The organism is Nocardiopsis sp. FIRDI 009, assembly GCF_003386285.1.
Taxonomy (GTDB): Bacteria; Actinomycetota; Actinomycetes; order Streptosporangiales; family Streptosporangiaceae; genus Nocardiopsis.
The window spans coordinates 19,376-38,318 of the sequence record NZ_QPNC01000027.1 but is presented as its reverse complement, the minus strand read 5'-3'; the positions used below and the strand labels follow the sequence as shown (position 1 = coordinate 38,318).

Annotated in this window: 16 protein-coding genes; 9 read left to right on the top strand and 7 right to left on the bottom strand. The window is 71.5% G+C overall.

Going from position 1 to position 18,943, the window contains the following annotated elements:
• The first annotated feature begins 253 nt into the window (after window positions 1-253).
• Together DVR05_RS21810 and DVR05_RS21805 are read left to right on the top strand one after the other, a co-directional pair.
• Window positions 254-883, top strand: coding sequence for a class I SAM-dependent methyltransferase (locus DVR05_RS21810; RefSeq protein ID WP_116247773.1), 630 nt, complete (start codon window positions 254-256; stop codon window positions 881-883).
• A 380-nt stretch (window positions 884-1,263) separates the two neighbouring features.
• Window positions 1,264-4,050 (top strand): transglycosylase domain-containing protein, encoded by a 2,787-nt coding sequence (locus tag DVR05_RS21805; protein ID WP_369974569.1) that lies wholly within the window; start codon window positions 1,264-1,266, stop codon window positions 4,048-4,050.
• Between the two features lie 145 nt (window positions 4,051-4,195).
• On the opposite strand, the gene DVR05_RS21800 is transcribed toward DVR05_RS21805, so the two are convergent.
• The 4 genes from DVR05_RS21800 to DVR05_RS21785 form a co-directional block, all read right to left on the bottom strand.
• Complete coding sequence (locus tag DVR05_RS21800) at window positions 4,196-5,236, bottom strand: prenyltransferase (RefSeq protein ID WP_116247771.1); 1,041 nt, start codon at window positions 5,234-5,236, stop codon at window positions 4,196-4,198.
• On the bottom strand, window positions 5,236-5,946 hold the full coding sequence (locus DVR05_RS21795; protein ID WP_116247778.1) for a class I SAM-dependent methyltransferase: 711 nt from the start codon (window positions 5,944-5,946) through the stop codon (window positions 5,236-5,238). The genes DVR05_RS21800 and DVR05_RS21795 overlap by 1 nt, the downstream gene beginning before the upstream one ends.
• Window positions 5,947-5,956: 10 nt before the next feature.
• On the bottom strand, window positions 5,957-7,297 hold the full coding sequence (locus DVR05_RS21790; RefSeq protein ID WP_116247770.1) for a glycosyltransferase family 4 protein: 1,341 nt from the start codon (window positions 7,295-7,297) through the stop codon (window positions 5,957-5,959).
• 168 nt (window positions 7,298-7,465) lie between these two features.
• Window positions 7,466-8,494 (bottom strand): MBL fold metallo-hydrolase, encoded by a 1,029-nt coding sequence (locus DVR05_RS21785; RefSeq protein ID WP_116247769.1) that lies wholly within the window; start codon window positions 8,492-8,494, stop codon window positions 7,466-7,468.
• A gap of 368 nt (window positions 8,495-8,862) precedes the next feature.
• Here DVR05_RS21785 and DVR05_RS21780 point away from each other — a divergent pair, with 368 nt between their 5' ends.
• Window positions 8,863-9,501, top strand: a complete 639-nt coding sequence (locus DVR05_RS21780) for a TetR family transcriptional regulator (protein ID WP_116247768.1) — start codon at window positions 8,863-8,865, stop codon at window positions 9,499-9,501.
• Window positions 9,502-9,514: 13 nt separating this feature from the next.
• Here DVR05_RS21780 and DVR05_RS21775 read toward each other — a convergent pair whose 3' ends face one another.
• On the bottom strand, window positions 9,515-10,939 hold the full coding sequence (locus DVR05_RS21775) for an RNA polymerase sigma factor (RefSeq protein ID WP_116247767.1): 1,425 nt from the start codon (window positions 10,937-10,939) through the stop codon (window positions 9,515-9,517).
• A 167-nt stretch (window positions 10,940-11,106) separates the two neighbouring features.
• A complete protein-coding gene (gene nadA, locus DVR05_RS21770; RefSeq protein ID WP_116247766.1) occupies window positions 11,107-12,105 on the bottom strand; it encodes a quinolinate synthase NadA in 999 nt (332 codons plus the stop codon).
• A gap of 166 nt (window positions 12,106-12,271) precedes the next feature.
• Here nadA and DVR05_RS21765 point away from each other — a divergent pair, with 166 nt between their 5' ends.
• From DVR05_RS21765 to DVR05_RS21740, 6 genes are all read left to right on the top strand, one after another.
• Complete coding sequence (locus DVR05_RS21765) at window positions 12,272-12,973, top strand: NUDIX domain-containing protein (protein ID WP_116247765.1); 702 nt, start codon at window positions 12,272-12,274, stop codon at window positions 12,971-12,973.
• A gap of 190 nt (window positions 12,974-13,163) precedes the next feature.
• A complete protein-coding gene (locus tag DVR05_RS21760; RefSeq protein WP_232832254.1) occupies window positions 13,164-13,835 on the top strand; it encodes an HAD family hydrolase in 672 nt (223 codons plus the stop codon).
• Window positions 13,836-13,992: 157 nt separating this feature from the next.
• Entirely contained in the window at window positions 13,993-15,108 is a 1,116-nt protein-coding gene (locus DVR05_RS21755) for an ABC transporter ATP-binding protein (protein WP_116247763.1), read from the top strand.
• Entirely contained in the window at window positions 15,105-15,857 is a 753-nt protein-coding gene (locus DVR05_RS21750; protein ID WP_116247762.1) for an ABC transporter permease, read from the top strand. Before DVR05_RS21755 ends, DVR05_RS21750 begins: the two co-directional genes overlap by 4 nt.
• A gap of 2 nt (window positions 15,858-15,859) precedes the next feature.
• Window positions 15,860-16,540 carry an ABC transporter permease gene (locus DVR05_RS21745; RefSeq protein ID WP_116247761.1) on the top strand — a complete coding sequence of 227 codons (681 nt, stop codon included), beginning with the start codon at window positions 15,860-15,862 and terminating at the stop codon, window positions 16,538-16,540.
• Between the two features lie 32 nt (window positions 16,541-16,572).
• Window positions 16,573-17,475, top strand: coding sequence for an ABC transporter substrate-binding protein (locus DVR05_RS21740; RefSeq protein WP_116247760.1), 903 nt, complete (start codon window positions 16,573-16,575; stop codon window positions 17,473-17,475).
• 72 nt (window positions 17,476-17,547) lie between these two features.
• On the opposite strand, the gene DVR05_RS21735 is transcribed toward DVR05_RS21740, so the two are convergent.
• Window positions 17,548-18,840 (bottom strand): Ig-like domain-containing protein, encoded by a 1,293-nt coding sequence (locus DVR05_RS21735; protein WP_116247759.1) that lies wholly within the window; start codon window positions 18,838-18,840, stop codon window positions 17,548-17,550.
• Window positions 18,841-18,943 lie beyond the last annotated feature (103 nt).

Below are 18,943 nucleotides of genomic sequence, written 5' to 3'. Positions count from 1 at the left end.
TTTGCGCTGATGGTACTGCCCTGTGGTGGGGTGGGAGAGTAGGTCGCTGCCACGGTTTTTTTTGGGGAGGGGGTCGCCTGTTGTGGGTGGCCCTCTTCTTCTTTTTTGTGCGCGGGCTTGTGCGGTTGTGAAGTGTGGGTGGGGTGTCCGGGTGGGCACCCCCTTGTTGTGTGTGGGGGGTGGGGTGCTGCTCGGGGGTGCGGAGGGTTGACCCGGGAGGAGCGCACCCTCCCGGGCCTGGGAGAATCGACCCATGACGACGATTCCCGCTGAACTCCTGGCGGCCGCCGAGGCGGCCAAGGGCTTCATGCCCACCGATGAGGGCACCGCCCTCTACGAGACCGCGCTCGCCTACGCGCACCTCGGCCCGATCGTGGAGATCGGTACCTACTGCGGAAAGTCCACCATCTTCCTCGGCGCGGCGGCGCGCCGGACGGGTGGGAGAATCCACACGGTGGACCACCACCGGGGATCCGAGGAGCACCAGGTGGGCTGGGAGTACCACGACGCCACCCTCGTGGACGAGGTCACCGGGAAGTTCGACACCCTTCCGCACTTCCGACGCACGATCACCCAGGCCGGGCTCGACGACGAGGTCATCGCACTCGTCGGCCGCTCGGCCGACATCGCCGCTGTGTGGGGCGCCCCGCTCGGGATGCTCTTCATCGACGGCGGTCACAGCGAGGAGACGGCCCAGACCGACTACGCGTCCTGGAGCCCGCACGTCGCTCCGGGCGGTGCGCTCGTGATCCACGACGTCTTCCCCGACCCCGCGGACGGCGGCCGACCCCCCTACAACATCTACCGCCGTGCCCTCGAATCGGGCCTGTTCAAGGAGGTGCGTGTGGTCGGTTCCATGCGTGTCCTGGAACGTGTGCTTTGACACGCCGGTCCAACGTTAAGCCTTTGGTAAGAACTTCCTGCTGGCCCGCCTGACCGACGAGCACGCTGTTACGCCCCGGTATCGTGTGGGAGAGGGTTGAGCGAACGTGGCGGTATTCCCCGAGTCACCGCTTCAGTCCTGATTCTTACCGAACCGATCCGGGGCACTGGCGCGTCAAATATCTGGACGGCACCGTGCCGGACGTGATTTGCCATGGGGGCGGGGAGCTGAGCGAGAGTAGACACGGCGACGGCGGGGCGGATGGGCAGCGTCCTGAGACCGAGATGCCGGACACGAACACCTCTTCCGAAGAACTGCCCACTGATCTGACGTCTGAGCGTGGCGTACCCGCTACCGACGAGGACCAATCCTCCGAAGGGGTGACCCAGCCGGATCCGGGCGTCTTCAAGACGAGCGGATCCTTCCTGCGCGACCGGGTGGCCCAACACCTGCAGGAACAGGGCTTCGGCACCGGGGACGCGACCGAGGACACCGCCTCCCCGGCCACCCCCGACTCCGAGGGGGCGGACGAGCCGTCCACCGCCGCCGGTGGCGATGCCGCGGCGACGTCGTCTGCCAAGGACGGCGCGTCCGCCGAGAGTGATGCGTTCCCCGAGGACGACACCGAGACTGACGGCCGCCCGGCCTCCCCCCAGGACTCCGACGACACCGCGCCGACGGAGGCCATCGCGGTCTCCGCGTCCGCTGAGCAGGCCCCCTCCGAGGCTTCCCCCGCCGCCGAGGAGGACACGGCCCCGAGCGGTCCCGAGACGCGACCCCTCCAGCCGGTGAACGAACCGGCCGACGAGGGCGAGCCCATGTGGCCGACCCCCCAGCGGCTGTCCGACGTCGTGCCCCAGGACAAGGACCAGGAAGAGGGCGCGACCCCCACTCCGACCCACGCCCCGGTCCCCGATTCCGACCCGGGCGGAGGACAGGAGCAGACCGGGAGAGCCACGGCCGAGGCCGCCGGAGCGGTCGCCACCGAGACCAAGGCCGAGGCCGGGAAGGGCAGGAAGGGGAAGAAGGGCGGAAAGGCTCCGCTGTGGTGGCGGATCCTCCGCGTCTGCCTCGTGGTGGTCGGGGTCGGCATCATCGCCGGGTGCGGTGTGTTCGCCTACTTCTACGCCACGGTGGAGGTCCCCGACGCGGCCCAGGCCGACGCCGTCGACGAGGGCTCCACCTTCTACTTCGCCGACGGTGAGACCGTCTTCGCCGAGCGCGGTACCAGCCGGGAGATCATCTCCTACGACCAGATGACCGCAGGCGGCGACCACGTGGTCGAGGCCGTCATCTCGGCCGAGGACCGGGGTTTTTGGACCGAACCGGGCGTCTCGGTGCGCGGCACCACGCGTGCGGTCTGGTCCACCATCACCGGCCAGCAGGTCCAGGGCGGGTCCACCGTGACCCAGCAGATGGTCCGCAACTACTTCGAGGGCGTCTCCAACGAGCGGACGATCTCCCGGAAGATCCAGGAGATCATCATCGCCATCAAGATCGACCAGAGCGAGTCGAAGGAGTGGGTGATGGAGCAGTACCTCAACACCATCTACTTCGGCCGCCAGGCGTACGGTATCCAGGCCGCGGCGGAGGCCTACTACCACAAGGACGTCGACGAGCTCACGGCTGAGGAGGCGGCCTTCCTGGCCGCCGCCATCCAGCAGCCCACCCCCTTCGGCCAGGCCGACGTGGAGACCACGCCCGAGATGAAGCAGCGTTGGCAGTACGTCGTCGACGGCATGGTCACCACCGGGGCGATCACCCAGGCCGAGGCCGACGCGATGGAGTTCCCCGCCCCCGAACCGGAGCGCCAGACCACCGACCTCAGCGGCTACCGGGGCTACATGCTCCAGGAGGCGATGAGGGAGCTCGAACAGCTCGGCTACACCGAGGACATGGTCAACCGGCAGGGCTACCAGATCGTCACCACCTTCGACCAGGACATGATGGAGGCGGCCTACACGGCCGTTGACGAGAAGGTCTCCCAGGAGGAGCTCCCCGAGGGCATCAACATCGGTCTGAGCACCGTGGACCCGGCGACCGGTGAGGTCCTGGCCTTCTTCGGCGGGCACGACTACCACGCCAACCAGTACGACAGCTCGTTCCTGGGCTCGGCCCAGGCCGGGTCGGCGTTCAAGCCGTACGTGCTGGCCACCGCTCTGGAGCAGGGTTACAGCTTCAACTCCGTCGTGGACGGGCGCGGGCCGCAGACCATCAACGGCAGCCGGATCCAGAACGCGGGCGGTTCGGCCGGCGGCATCATGTCACTCCTCCAGGCGACCGAGATCTCCAACAACCTCGGGTACATCAACCTCGCCCGGGAAGTGGGGTACGAGGAGATCCGCGACACCGCCTACGCCGCGGGGCTGCCGGAGGGCAGTATCCACGACGACCAGCTCGTCCCGGTCATGCCGTTGGGCGCCAACAGCGTCCGGCCGGTCGACCAGGCCAGCGGCTACGCCACCTTCGCCAACGGCGGAGTGCACGTCGACGCGCACGTGGTCCGGGAGATCGTCAACCGCGAGGGCGAGAACGAGCGACCGGAGGTGGAGAGCAACCGGGCGGTCTCCGAGTCCACCGCCGCGGACCTCACCTACGTCCTGGAGAGCGTGGCCGAGAACGGAACCGGCAGGAGCGCGAACCTGTGGGACCCGGACCACCCCGTCGCGGGTAAGACGGGAACCGTCCGGGACGAGCTCAGCGGCGGTGGGACCTCCGCCGCCTGGTTCGTGGGCTACACACCGCAGCTGTCGACGGCCGTCGGGGTGTACAGCGACAACAACCGGGCCTTCACCATCCCCGGACAGAGCATCTCCAGCACCGGCCTGCCGTCCGAGATCTGGAAGAGCTACATGACGGCGGTGATGGCGAACTACGAGCCGGCCTCCTTCCCGGACCCGGCCTTCGGCGGGGACAACGAGTACTGGGCGCCCGAGGTGACACCCCAGGCCCCGGCCGACGAGGAGCCCGCCACGCCACAGGTGCCGGAGGTCCCGGAGCAGCCCGAGATCCCGGAGATTCCGGAGATCCCCGAGTTCCCGCAGAACCCCGGCACGGGTGAACCAGAGCAGCCCACCAACCCCGAACCGGGCGATCCCGGGGACACCACCGAACCGGAGGAACCGGACAATCCCTTCCTCCCGGGGACCGACCGCGGCAGCGGATGAGATGAGGAGAGGGCCCCGCACCGCGCGTCCGCGGTGAACTGCTCCCTGGAAGTTGGACTGGAAATCCAGTTCCATCGACCAGGGAGCAGTTCAGGCTGAACTGGTCCCCGGGGCCCTTCGCGTGCGGGGGTGTCGGCCCGGCCTCCTACACCTCGTCCCAGGTGTGCAGGAAGACCCGTGAACCGTCGGTCGCGCCGGTCAGGGCGTCCACGGCCAGGATCACCGCGGCCGAGGTCCACGTGCTGCGCTCGACCGGCCAGCGCACGTCCTCGGCGAACTGGTACCCGGTCCAGTAGACGCCGTCGTCGGCGTCCCTGAGGTGCTGCACGTCCCCGAGCACGCGTTCCCCGGCCTCGCGCTCGCCCATGGCGGCCAGCGCCAGGACCAGTTCGGAGGACTCCGCGGCGGTCACCCACGGCTGGTCGCTCACACACCGCACGCCCAGCCCCGGGACGACGAACCGGTCCCACCGCTCCTGGAGGCGCTCCTTGGCGGCGACACCGCGCACGGCACCGCTGAGGATCGGGTAGAACCAGTCCATCGAGAACCGCTCCCGGTCCGCGAACAGGTCCTCACGCTCGTTGATGAGCGTCTCCAGGCGGTCGGCGGCCGCGTCCCACTCGGGGCGCCGCCGCCCCAGCCGGGTACCGAGCGCGGCACCGCAGCGCAGGGCGTGGTAGACGCTCGAACAGACCGTGAGCAGCGCGTGGTCACCCGGGGAACCGTCCTCCGAACGCGCCCACATGATCTCCCCGTGGTCGCCGCGCAGACCCAGCACGAACCCCAGCCCGCTCTCCACCACCGGCCAGGTGCGTTCGGCGAACTCCAGGTCGCCGGTGACCAGGAGGTGGTGGAGGAGCCCGACCGCGGGGTAGGCGGCGTGGTTGGCCTCGCGCAGGGCCGTGGTGGGCGTGCCCTGGCGCAGTTTGGCGGGCCACCCCCCGTCCGGGTGGCGGCTCTCCGCCAGCCACAGGTAGGCGCGGCGGGCCGCCCGCGCGTGCTCGGGCACGGTCCGTCCGGTCACGGTCAGGGCCATGGCGCACTCGACGTGGTCCCACACGTCGGTGTGGCCGCCGGGGAACCAGGGGATCGCGCCGTCGGGCTCCTGGGCACGCGCCAGGTAGGCGGCCGAGCGCAGGATCTGGTCGGTGCTGAGGATCCCCGGGAGGGCCGGTGCGGCGCGCATCACGGCTTGCGCACGTACACGACGACGCTCTTGCCGATGACCGGGTTGAGCAGGCGTTCGGCGACCCGGGTCACCTTCGGGGCCTGGAGCATGTCCCACACCAGGAGGTCGTGGTAGGCCCTGGCCGCCGGGTGGTCGTCGTTGGAGGTGCCCACCGCGCACTTGATCCACCAGTAGGGCGAGTGCAGGGCGTGCGCGCGGTGGTGCGGGCCGATCTCGAAACCGGTGGCCTTGAGCTTGGCCTCCAGTTCGGCGCGCGTGTAGATCCGGATGTGGCCGCCCTCGTTGGTGTGGTACTCCTCCGACAACGCCCAGCACAGCCGCTCGGGCAGGAAGCTCGGCACGGTGACGGCGGCGATCCCGCCGGGCCGCAGCACCCGGAAGAGTTCCTTCATCGCGGCGGTGTCGTGCGGGATGTGCTCGAAGATCTCCGCGGCCACGACCCGGTCGAAGCTGGCGTCGTCGAAGGGCATGTCGAGGGCGTCGCCCTTGACCGTCTCGGCGGTGGCCTCCTCGGGCGCCTCGCCCTCGGCGCTCATGGCGGCGAACATCGTCTCGACCTCGGCCAGGTCGCTGACGTTCTGGTCGAAGGCGACGACGTCGGCGCCGCGCCGGTAGATCTCGAAGGCGTGGCGTCCGCCGCCGCAGCCCAGGTCGAGCACGCGCTGGCCCGGTCCGACGGGGAACAGGTTGAAGTCGACGGTGATCAGTGGAGGCTCCCTACAGGTGTGATGCGCGGTCGGGCGTGGTGTGCGCGGGCCCCCGGCCAGAGCCCCGGACGGCGTCGATGGTGGAGGCGTAGCGCTGGGCCGTGAGTTCGGCGACGGCCCGCCACGTGAACCGCTCCTGGACGCGGCGCCAGGCGGCGGCGCCCATGCGTGCGCGCTCCTGGTCGTCGTCCAGGAGGGCGGCGAGTTCGCTCGCCAGGACCTCGGGGTCGCCCGGGGGGACGAGGCGTCCGGCGTCGCCGTCGGTGCCCACGACCTCGGGCAGGGCTCCGGCGCGGCTGGCGACCAGGGGGGTGGCGCAGGCCATGGCCTCGACGGCGGGCAGGGAGAAGCCCTCGTAGAAGGAGGGGACGACGGCCACCTGGGCACTGGCGATGAGCTCGGCGAGGGCGGTGTCGTCGATGCCGCTGACGAACTCGACGCGGTCGCGCAGGCTCAGTTCGTCGACGAGGCGGTCGGTGGGGCCGCCGGGCTTGGGCCTGCTGACGATGGTCAGGTGTACGTCGCGTTCGGTGGCGAGCTTGGCGGCGGCGCGCAGCAGGGTGGCCACGCCCTTGAGGGGGCTGTCGGCGCTGGCGGTGCACACGATGCGGCCGGGCACGCGTTCGGCGTCGGGACGGGGATGGAAGTGGCGGGTGTCCACGCCGAGGGGCGTGACCTCCATGGCCGCGGGGTCGACGCCGAACTCGCGCGCGATGTCGTCGGCGGAGGAACGGGAGGGGACGAGGATCGGGTCGAGTCTGCGCGCGACCTTGGCCTGCATGGCGACGAAGCCGTACCAGCGGCGCTTGGAGAGCTTCTGGAGCCCCCGGGCCTCGGCGAGTTCGATGCGGCGGTCGACGCTGATGGGGTGGTGGATGGTGGTGACCAGGGGGAGGCCGGCGGCCTTGACGCCGAGCAGGCCCCAGCCGAGGGTCTGGTTGTCGTGGACGACGTCGAAGTCGGCCAGGCGCCTGCGCAGTTCGCGGTTGGCGCGCAGGGAGAAGGTGAGCGGTTCGGGGAAGCCCGCGGTCCACATGGTGGCGACCTCCAGGACGTCGATCCAGTCGCGCCACTCGCGCACGGGCGGGGCGGTGAACGGGTTGACGTCGTTGTAGAGGTCGAGGGAGGGGACCCGTTCCAGGGTGACGCCCTCGTCCAGCACCGGGTAGGGCTGGCCGGAGAACACGGTGACCTCGTGCCCGAGGGCGGTCAGCTCCCGCGACAGGTGGCGCACGTACACGCCCTGACCGCCGCAGTGCTCCTTGCTGCGGTAGGACAGCAGTGCGACGCGGAGGGGGCGGTCGCCGGACGGGTGCGGGTTCGGTCCCGTGCTGGTGCCCGACTGGGTCAAGAGTCCACCTCTTCGTTGGGTCGCGGGCCCGGTCGCCCTCACGTCGTCGGACGGCCTTCGACGGCGGGGCGTCCCGGCGGGGGCGCGCGTGTTCGCCGGTGAACAGGCGTCCCATATGTTACTCGGGAGTTTTGTGCGCTTCGGTGCCGACCTGGTTGGTAAGGGATCCTATGCGTGGCTCACCGAGCCGGGGACAGCGACCCAACGGGGCCGGTCGTCGGTCCCGGTCCGGACGGCGCGGCCCCGTTCCTCCAGGGTGCGCAGGTGGGCGGCGGTCTCGGAGGCGGCCATGTGGCGGGCCAGGAGGCGCATGTCCGCCCAGGGGCGCTTCCAGCGCAGGCGCGAGGTGAGTTCCCACAGGGTGGCGGGCCCCTCGGCCAGGAGTGCGGTCATCGCGTCGAGGCGTTCCTCGTGGTGGGCGACGATCGTCGCGGTGCGGTCGGGCAGGCCGGTGAAGCGTCCCTCGTGTGAGGGAAGGCACAGCAGGCGGTCGGCTCCGGCGAGGGCGCCGACCGTCTGCTGGGAGGCCAGGAAGTCGCCGAGCGGGTCCCCTTGGGGGGTGTGCAGGGGGAACTGGCCGACGTGCGGGGTGATGCCGGGCAGGACGTGGTCGCCGGTGAAGAGCATGTCGGCGTCGGCCAGCCGCAGGCACAGGTGGCCGGGGGTGTGTCCGGGGGTCCACACGGCACGCAGGTCGCGGCCGGGCAGATCGACGACGGCGCCGTCGGCCAGGGTGCGGTCGGGGAGGGCGGAGGGGTCGATCACGTGGGGTTCGGCGAGGAAGGCGTCGACGTCCTCGTCGGGGAACCCGGCGGCGCGGAACTGTTCGGCCACCGCGTCGGCGCGTTCGCGCGGGTCGGTGGCGGTGAGCTGTTCGGTGACGGCGATGTCGGCGGGGTGCATCGCGATCCAGGCGTCCGAGGCGGCGCGCAGGCGGGCGGTGAGTCCGGAGTGGTCGGGGTGGAAGTGGGTGAGGACGGCGCCGCGGATCTCCTCGATCGTGTGCCCGGTCTGTTTGACCCCCTGGACGAGCCCGTCCCAGGAGTCGTCGTGATTCCAACCGGTGTCCACGAGGACGGGGCCCCGGTCGCCCTCGACCAGGTAGACGAGGGTGGCGCCGAGGGGGCTGTGGGGGATGGGCACCGGCAGGCTCCACACGCCGTTGCCGAGGTCTTCGACCGGGGGGATGTCGTTCATGCGCGGGGGCGACCTCTCCACTAGAAACCGAATCTGGTTCGATTCTAGGTCGGGGGGCCCGGCGGGTGTGCGCCGGGCCGGACGGGGAGGCGGCCGGGCGGGGTGCTCGGGAGGGGGGCCACCACATCGGCCGCAAATAGAACATATTCTACAAATGCGTTCGAGCGATCCGAAAACCCTGGCCATCTCCTCGTATTGCTACTGCCACGTCGGGCAATGAGGCGAGGATCATGGGTTCGAAGCATTCCGCGAACGGGAAATCCTTAGATAACGTGTTCTCGGCCGGAGCCCCGGGGCGGGTGCCGGTCCCACGAACGGCGGCGCGGCGGGCGGACGGCGCGCGACTGATGACGAATGGGAGAGATCCTGTGGCGGTGCAGGCGCCGACTGGAACCATGTCGCGAAGTCAGACCCAGCGCCGCAAGCGCATCGTACAGACCGCCGCGGCCCTGGCCGTACGCGGTGGCGTCGACGCCATGCAGATGCGCTCGGTCGCCGAGCGGGCCGGGGTCGCCCTCGGCACGCTCTACCGTTACTTCCCGTCCAAGATGGACCTCGTCGTCGCGGTGGTCACCGAGGAGCTCGACCTGCTGGAGGGCGGTATCGTCCGTCGGCCGCCCACCGCGGACACCCCCTCGGGTCGGGCCGTCGACGTCCTGTTGCGCGCCACCCGCGGCCTGATGCGTGAGCCGGAGCTGGCCGACGCGCTCGTCCGGTCGCTCATCATGGCCGAGGTCAAGGTCGAACTCGACACCCGCATCTCCGACCTGGTGTGGCGCGTGGCCACGGGCAATCTGGAGGGGGTCGCGCCCGGCCCGGCCGACGACACCGAGGGGGCCGAGGACGACGCCCCGGTCGACCGCGGCGACACCGGTTACGTGCTGGCCGAATCGTTGACCAGCGTGTGGATCTTCGAGCTGGTGGAGATCCTCAAGGGCCGCCGTAACGTCGACGAGGCCGAACGGCGCCTGCGCACCGCCGCCGACCATCTGCTCGCCTCCTTCTGACGGGGTGGGCGGTTCAGCCGTCGCCGAAGAACAGGCCCAGCAGACCCTCGAACAGTCCGCCCCCGGACTCCTCCTCGGCGGCGGGGGCGTCCTCGTCCCCGGGATCCTCCGAGGGCTCCGCGTCCCGTGCCTCCTCCTCCGGTGACGGGGAGCTCGGCGCCTCCGAGGGGGACGGGGAGGCCGTCTCGGCCGACGGGTCGCCGCGGTCGGACCCCCGCTCCGGCTCCTTCGCCGTGTGCTCCGGCGGCGCCGTGTCGTGCTCTGGTTGGTGGCCGTCGTGGGGGTCGTGCGCCTGATCGGGGGCGTCCGTGCCCGGTTCCGTGCCCGGGCCGCCGTCCGAGGCGGTGGACTCCGTCTCCATCTCCTGTGTCAGGGGGCTGCGCTCGGCGTCGGCGCTGTCGGTGCCGATGATCGTGGAGGGGGCGCCGAGCGCGCTGGCCCACCACCACAGGGCGACCGCGAGGACCACCGTGAGCACCCCGGAGACGGCGGGCAGCGGCCATCTGCGCGGGGGCGCGCCGTCGTCGGTGTCCGGGGTGGCCGACGGGGCGGGCAGCGGTGTGGTCGGCTCGGTGCGCACCGGGTGGTCCCGGGTGGTCACGCGGTCCGCGGGCAGGGCGCGGGGCAGCTGTTCGACGGCGGGCTCGGCGGACTCCGGGTCGGGTTCCGGGGCGGCCCCGCAGACACGGGCGCGGTGCACCGGGTAGCCGTCGCTGGTGAGCGGGCGCATGGCCGCGCCGATCCGCTCGCGCCGCTCCGCGTGGTCGGGGTCCACGCAGGTGCGCACGACCAGGTCGCGCAAGCCTGGCGGCGGCCCCGGCGGGCGCAGCAGCGCCAGGGCGAAGGAGACCTCCTGGACCCGGGCGCGCCAGGCGGTGGCCGGGGGCTCGGCCGTCTCCTCGCCGTCCCCGTCGAGCTCGGCCAGTCCGTCGGCGGCGCGGCGGATCGCGGAGCGGGAGAGTTCGCCGCACAGCTGGGTGTCCAGGCCGAGGACGCGGGCGATGGCCGAGACCGGCAGCGCGTGGCGCAGGTTGAGTTCGACGAGTTCCCGGTGGCTGGCGGGCAACCGGGCGAACATGCGGGCGGCGGGCGCCTCGGCTGGCACCGTGGCCAGGCGGGTGTAGGGGCAGGTGAGGGCGAAGCCGCGGCGCTGGCAGGCCGAGCGGACCAGGGCGTAGAGCCAGGGTCCCCGGTCCGCCGGGTCGGCGAGCTCGTCGGTCAGGACCACACCGGCGACCAGGCCGTCGTGTACGGCCTCGGCGACGCGGTCGACGGTGTCCCTGGAGTCGGTGCCGCTCCCCGGTTCGACGGCGCGGCCGGGGTCGGCCCCGCCGCCCAGCAGGGACCAGGCGTACCGGTACAGGGCCGGTGCGAAGGCGTCGTAGAGCCGCTCGATCGCCTCCGGGGTTGGTTCGTCGCTTTCGATGTCTCTGGTCACGGTTCTCCCCCCGCTTCACCCGAGACGGTAGCGGGGGCGGGGCGCGCGGCGCGGGCGTTTCGGTGACCTTCGCCATGAAGGTGAGGGTTCTGTTATCGCGTGCGGGCGTGGCCGGCCCGACGCGGGGTCGGGCCGGCCACGCGGCGGTGGGGTTCCGGGACCGGCCGCTACTCGCCGCCGCGGGAGGGGGAGCCGATGGCGATCATCCGCTCGACGGAACGGCGGGCGCGCTCGGAGGTGTCGGCGTCGACGGTGATCTCGGTCGTGCCGTGGCGCAGCGAGCCGAGCAGCTTGTCGGCGTCGATCATCTTCATGTAGTGGCACTCGGCGCGGTTGTTGACCGGCTCGAACTCGGTGGTCGCGTTGGCGTTGCGCAGCTGGTGCAGCATGCCGGTCTCGGTCGCGATGAGCACCTTCTTGGCGGAGGTGTTCTCCGCGGCGGTGAGCATGCCGCCGGTGGAGAGCACCTTGACGCGGTCTTCGGGGACGGCGCCGCTGCCCACGAGGTACAGGGCGGAGGTGGCGCAGCCGCACTCCGGGTGGACGTAGACCTCGGCGTCGGGTTCGGCGGCGACCCGCTCGCGCAGGGTGTGGCCGTCGATCCCGGCGTGCACGTGGCACTCGCCCATCCACACGTGGATGTTGTCCCGACCGGTGACGCGCTTGACGTGGGCGCCCAGGAACTGGTCGGGCAGGAAGAGGATCTCCCGGTCCTCGGGGATGGACCGGATGACGTCGGCGGCGTTGGAGGAGGTGCAGCAGATGTCGGTCTCGGCCTTGACCGCCGCGGTGGTGTTGACGTAGGCGACGACGACCGCGCCGGGGTGCTCGGCCTTCCAGGCGCGCACGTCCTCGGCGGTGATGGTGTCGGCGAGGGAGCACCCGGCGTTGGGGTCGGGCAGCAGGATCGTCTTCTCGGGCGCGAGAATCTTCGCGGTCTCGGCCATGAAGTGCACGCCGCAGAAGACAATGGTGCTGGCGTCGACGCTCGCGGCCAGACGGGAGAGGGCCAGGGAGTCGCCGGTGTGGTGGGCCACATCCTGGATTTCCGGGCGCTGGTAGTTGTGCGCGAGGATGACGGCGTCGCGCTCGTCCGCCAGGCGGCGGACCTCGGCGGCCCACTCCTGCCTGGTCATGGTGTCCGCCGTGGCGGTGACCGGTGCCATGTCCTACTACTTCCTTGAGGCTGTGGGCACGTCGTACGGGCTCCGTGCCGGTGATGGTCGATGCCGGTGGACAGGTTTTAGCCTGTCAGGCACAAACCTGGTTTAGCTTAACATGGCGTGGAACGGAAGGGACAGGGTGGACATCCCTGGAGTAAACGGACAGACCATGACACGTGGTGCGGGTGAGGGAGAACCCCTCGCCGGGCACGAGGCCCTGGCCGTCGTCCTGCAGATTCGCGCCGGGGAACTGTGCGTCCTGCTGTGGCGGCGGGCACTGCCGCCGTGCGAGGGCGAGTGGTCGCTGCCCGGCGGCAGGCTGGGCCCCGACGAGAGCCTGGGCGCCTCCATCCGCCGCCAACTCGCGCAGAAGGTGGACGTGCGCGACCTGGCCCACCTCGAACAGCTGGAGACCCGCAGCGACCCCGGCCGCCACCCCGACCGCCGTACCCTCGCCACCGCCTACCTGGGCCTGGTCCCCGCCCACATCGACCCCGTCGTGCCCGAGGACACCGGCTGGCACCCGGCTGCCGACCTGCCCCCGATGGCCTTCGACCACGCCGCCATCGTCCGCTCCGGACGGCTGCGCCTGCGCGCCAAACTGGGCTACACCAACGTGGGCTTCGCCCTGGCGCCACCGGAGTTCACGATGTCGGAGCTGTCGGGCTACTACCGGGCGGCCCTGGGCTACGACGTGGCCGCCACGAACCTGCGCCGCGTCCTGCTGCGGCGCGGACAGATCGAGGAGACCGGCCGCTCCGTCCCCTCCGGGCGCTCGGGCGGGCGCCCCGCCGCGCTCTTCCGTTTCCGCGCCCGGGAGCTGGAGATCACCGACGCCTTCGCCGTCCTGCGCCCGCCGGAACGCACCTGAGGCCGGGCCCGCTTCCCGGAGCGGTCACCCCCCGGGGGGTGACGTTCGGGCGCCGGCAGGGTGCTCATGGACAGGGCCGCGCCGCAGGCGTCCGTCGAGGGTGGTGGAGGGCGACGGGCGGGCCGAAGCGAAGCGGAGGCCCGGAACAGACACGGCCGCCGGTCCGGTGCGCCTTGTACACTCCCTGTCCGTGGCAATTCGTACTGTGGTGTTCGACGTCGGCGAGACACTGGTCGACGAGACGCGTATCTTCGCGCGCTGGGCCGACCGCCTCGGTGTCCCGCACCTGGCGTTCTTCGGCACCATCGGCGGTGTCATCGCCTCGGGCGGCACCCTGACCGACGCGTTCGGTCTGGTCGCTCCCGGCTTCGACCTGGCGACCGAGAGCGCGCGCTGGCGCGCCGAGGACCCCCGCGGCGAGCGCGAGCACTTCGGCGAGCGCGACCTGTACCCCGACGTGCGCCCCGCGTTCGACACCATGCGCCGGGCCGGTCTGTCCCTCGTCATCGCCGGGAACCAGCCCCCCGAGGCCGGACCGGCGCTGGCCGCCATGAACCTCGGCGTCGACGGCATCGGCATCTCCGACGACTGGGGCGTGAGCAAACCCGACCCCGCCTTCTTCGACCGCGTCCTCAAGCTCGCCGACGCCGCCCGCCCCGGGATCGGCGCGGGCGAGATCCTCTACGTCGGCGACCGCGTCGACAACGACGTCCTGCCCGCGCGCGCGGCCGGGATGCGCGCCGCCCTGCTGCGGCGCGGTCTGTACGGCTACCGGCACGCCGCCGGCCCCGACGCGGAACGGGCCGACACCGTCGCCGACGACCTCCACCAACTCGCCGCGTGGGCCGTCGAACGGTCCTGAGGGGGATCGCGCGCGTGCGGCGTCGGACATCTCACGTCGCACACGCGTTCACGGTGGTCCGGTATGTCACCCGTTTGGTCTACTTTCGCGTTGGTACCGTGCGAATCCGCGCACGCCTGAGACCACCACCCGCCCCCGAATGGAGGCAGCCCGGCCGATGATCACGTTCGAGGGCGCCAGCAAGCACTATCCCGACGGCACGGTCGCCGTCGACGGCCTGGACCTGACCGTCGAGACCGGGGCGACCACCGTCTTCGTCGGCCCCTCAGGCAGCGGCAAGACCACGTCGCTGCGGATGATCAACCGGATGGTCGAACCCACCGGCGGAACCGTCCGCATCGACGGCCGGGACGTCCGCGACCAGGACCCCGCCGTGCTGCGCAGGTCCATCGGCTACGTCATCCAGCAGGCGGGCCTCTTCCCGCACCGCACCGTCCTGGACAACATCGCCACCGTGCCGCTGCTCCTGGGCTGGCGCCGGGCGAAGGCGCGGGCGCGCGCCGCCGAGCTGATGGAGCTCGTCGGACTCCAGCCCGCCCAGGCCCGCCGCTACCCGCACCAGCTCTCCGGCGGGCAGCAGCAGCGCGTGGGGGTCGCCCGCGCCCTGGCCGCCGATCCGCCCGTCCTGCTCATGGACGAGCCGTTCAGCGCCGTCGACCCCGTCGTGCGGACCACCCTCCAGGACGAACTCCTGCGCCTCCAGCAGGAACTGCACAAGACCATCGTGTTCGTCACGCACGACATCGACGAGGCCGTCCGGCTGGGTGACCGCATCGCCGTCTTCCGGCCCGGAGGCGTGCTCGCGCAGTACGACGCGCCCGAACGGCTGCTCGCCGAGCCCGTCGACGCGTTCGTGGAATCCTTCATCGGCTACGACCGCGGGGTGCGTCGCCTGTCCTTCTTCCCCGCGCGCGAGCTGTCCCCGCGCCAGGACACCGTGTTCGACGACCAGACCCGGGCCGAGGACGCCTACGACATCGCCGCGGGCCACGGCAGCCCGTGGGTGCTGGTGGTCAGCGCCGAGCACATGCCGTTGGGCTGGGTGGGCACCGAACAGCTCGCCCGGGTGCCCGCCGGGGTTCCGCTCGGCGACCTCGACCTGGCCCCCTACGGCCACACCTTCAACGTCGGCACCGACTCGCTGCGGGCCGCCCTGGACGCCGCGGTGCTCTCCCCGGCGGGCCTGGCGGTCGGCGTGGACGACGACGGGCGCGTGGTCGGCGTGGTCTCGCAGGACGACCTCGGCACGGCGATCTGGTCGGTGACCGAGTGAGCGCGGCCGAGACGGCGCACGCGGGGACCGCGGCCTGGGACTGGGTCACCGGTGTCGCCCAGTGGGGCGTCGACAACTGGAGCCGACCGGGCGAACCCGACCGCGGTATCCGACCGCGCCTGGTCCAGCACATGCGGCTGGCGTACGTGTCGATCGGCATCGGGCTGGCGCTGGCCCTGCCCCTGGGGCTGGCGTGCGCGCGGTGGACGCGGCTCTACCCGCCGGTGCTGACCGGTGTGAACGTGCTGTACGCGGTGCCCTCGATCGCGCTGTTCTTCCTCATGCTGCCCTACACCGGGTTCAGCGAGTGGACGGCGATCGTCCCACTGTCCCTCTACACCCTGGTCATCCTGCTGCCCAACGTCGTGGACGGGTTGCGGCAGGTCCCCGACCACGTGCGTCAGGCGGCGGTCGCGATGGGGTTCGGTCCGCTGCGTCGACTGGTGGCCGTGGAGATGCCGGTGGCGGTCCCGGTGATCATCGCCGGGCTGCGGGTGGCCTCCGTGGCCACCATCAGCATGGTCAGCGTCGCCTCCCTCGTCGGGCTCGGCGGACTGGGGCAGCTGATCCTCACCGACGGGTTCCGGCGCCAGTTCGACGCGCCCATCGTCGTCGGCATCCTGCTCACGGTCGCGCTGGCGCTGGTGACCGACGCCGTACTCGTCCTGGCCCAGCGCCGACTCACGCCGTGGGCCCGCCGGGACCGGTCCCGGCGGGCCCGGGCGGCCGCACCGGTGGGGGAGAGGTAGCCGTGGACATCCTGATCGACCTGTACCGGTGGTTCGCCGACCCCGCGCAGTGGTCCGGGGACTCCGGGATTCCGGCCCGGTTGGCCGAGCACGTGCACTACTCGGCGCTCGCGCTGGTGCTGTCGAGCGCCGTCGCGGTGCCGCTGGGCCTGCTCACCGGGCACACCGGTGTGGGCGGGTTCGCCACGACCAGCCTGGCCAACTTCGCCCGCGCCCTGCCGACCATCGGGGTGCTCTTCCTCGTCGTGCTGTTCGCGGGGATCGGCCTGGTCCCGGTGGTGTGCGCCCTGGTCGCGCTGGCCGTACCGCCGATCCTCGTCAACACCCACGAGGGGGTGCGGGGAGTCGAGCCGCGGTTGAGGGACGCCGCCCGGGGGATGGGCATGCGCGGCCGACAGGTGCTGCTGCGGCTCGAACTCCCGGTGGCCACGCCGCTCATCCTCATCGGGGTGCGCACCGCCGCGGTGCAGGTCGTGGCGACCGCGACCATCGCCGCGTACGTCGGTGTGGGCGGTCTGGGCCGGTACATCGTGGACGGACAGGCCCGGCAGGACCTGACGATGATGCTGGGTGGTTCCGTGCTCGTGGTGGCGCTGGCCGTGGTCACCACGCTCCTGTTCGCCGGGTTGCGCGGGCTGCTCGTCGCACCCGGACTGCGCGCCGAGACGGCGTCGGCGCGCTGAGGCGCGCACACCGTGAGAGAGAAGGTTGGGACATGCGGAACAGAATCGCCCTCGTCGGGCTCCCGCTGGCGCTGCTGCTGAGCGCGTGCGGTGCGAGTGACCCCTACGAGGAGGGCGGCTCCGGTGCGGGGGACGGCGGCTCCGTCGTGGTCGGGTCGGCCGACTTCCCCGAGAGCCAGCTGCTGGCCGAGATCTACGGACGGGCGATGGAGGCCGCCGGGGTCGACGTCGACTACCAGCTGGGCATCGGCAGCCGGGAGGTGTACTACTCGCAGATCGAGTCCGGGAACCTGGCGGTCTTCCCCGAGTACAACGGCGCCATCCTGGCCTACCTCGACGAGGACGCCCCCAGCGGCACCAGCGAGGAGACCAACGCGCTCCTGGAGGAGGCGCTGCCCGAGGGGCTGGAGATCCTGGACTCCTCGGCCGCGGAGAACAAGGACTCGGTGACCGTCACCCGGGCGACCGCCGACGAGTACGGCCTGACCAGCCTGGCCGACCTCGCCGAGGTCGCGGGGGAGCTGACGCTGGGCGGGCCGCCGGAGTTCGAGACCCGGCAGCAGGGCGTGGTCGGCCTGGAGGAGGTCTACGGGATCGAGTTCGGCTCCTTCCGGTCGATCGACGTGGCCCTGCTGACCCAGGCGCTGCTCGACGGTGACGTGCAGGCCGCGAACCTGTTCACCACCGACCCGCAGATCGCCGCGAACGGTTTCGTGGTGCTGGAGGATCCGGAGAACCTCTTCGGCGCGCAGAACGTCACCCCGCTGGTCAACTCCGAGCAGGTGGGGCCACAGGCGCGTGAGGCGCTCAACGCGGTGTCCGCCGCACTGACCACCGAGTCCCTCACCGAACTCAACGAGCGGGTGATCGTCGACAACGAGAACGCGGCCGACGTCGCCCAGGAGTGGCTGGCCCAGGAGGGTCTGGCCGGGTAACGATCGCTCGGGGACGGGAGGGTCGCGCACGGAGCCGTGCGCGACCCTCACCCGTTCCGGGGGCGGTGACCGTCACCGGCCCTCGCCGTGCACGGAACCGGGGGTGCCGCCGGTGGTGGCGTAGGCGCCGGTCGCGCCCCGGTCCTGCCACTCGTCGAAGGAGAGCTGCCAGTAGCCCCAGCCGTTGTACCACTCCACCTCGCGGTCGGTACCGGTGGTCTCCAGGACGTCGCCCATGAGAGTGTTCTCGTACAGCCACCGGGCGTCCTCCATCCGGAGGTTGGTGCACCCGTTGGAGGTGTTGGCGACGCCGATGTTGGTGTTGTAGGACGCCTCGTGCAGGTACTCGCCCGAGTTCGTGGTGCGGATGCCGTACTTGACCGTGGTGTTGTAGCCGGCCATGTCCGCGGGCATGTCCGTGGTGGAGGAGTCCATGACCACGGTCTCGGCCCGCTCCATCAGGACGTGGGTGCCGCTGGTCGTGGTGTTGAACCGCACGGTGGCGGCGCCGTTGCTGACCGGGATGACCCGCTCCCGCTCGCCGTCGGCGGTGACGACCAGCTCGTGGTCGGGCACGTGCATCGTCAGGATCCGCTCGGGGCCGATCTCGAACTCGAGACGGTGGTTCTCGACGCCGTACACGCCCTCGGCGGCCTCCACCCCCGCCAGACGCATGTTGACCGTGACGTTCTGGTGGGGCTCCCAGTACTCCTCGGGCCGGAAGACCGCCGTGGTGTCGTCGTCGAGCCAGCCCCACGCTCCGGTGGCGCCCTGGTCGGAGACGACCTCCAGGGCGCTCTCCACCTCGGCCTTGTTGGTCACCGGCAGGTCGAAGCGCACGACGATCGGCATGCCCACACCGACCGTCTGGCCGCTCAGGGGCCGGTTGGCCGCCAGTTCCAGGCGCTGCCCGGCGACGGCGGGCGTGGTCGTGAACTCGGCGGTCTCCTCGGTCGTTCCGCCCGATCCGTCCGTCACGGTGGCGGTGACGACCACCTCCGCCCCGGGGCGCAGGGTCCGGTCGCTGACCCACTCCGTGGCGTCCTCGTTGAGGGACCCCGTCACCGCGTAGAGGTCGCCGTCCTCCGCCCCGTCCCCGTCCCCGTCCGGCATGCTCGCCTCGTCGACCACCTCCTGCTCCACCCGCACGTCGGTGATGGTGCCGCTCTCGGCGGTGACGCGGACGGGGGTGTTCGGCGCGACCTCCTCGGCCCCGGTCCCGGGGGCGATGCTCAGTTCGACGGAACCCGACGCGTTGTTCCGGCTCTCCGCCTCACCGGGGGTGCAGGCGGTCGCGGCGAGGACGAGCGCCGTCAACCCGACGCCGAGTCCGCGCGCCCCCGCCGCGTGGTTCCTGGCCGCCACGTGTGAACCTCCATGCGATCCGTATGACCATCCACCAGATGGGATGCACGGAGACGCGAAAGGTTCAAGGGTTTACAAAATCCACGTATCTCGGCGAGGGCGG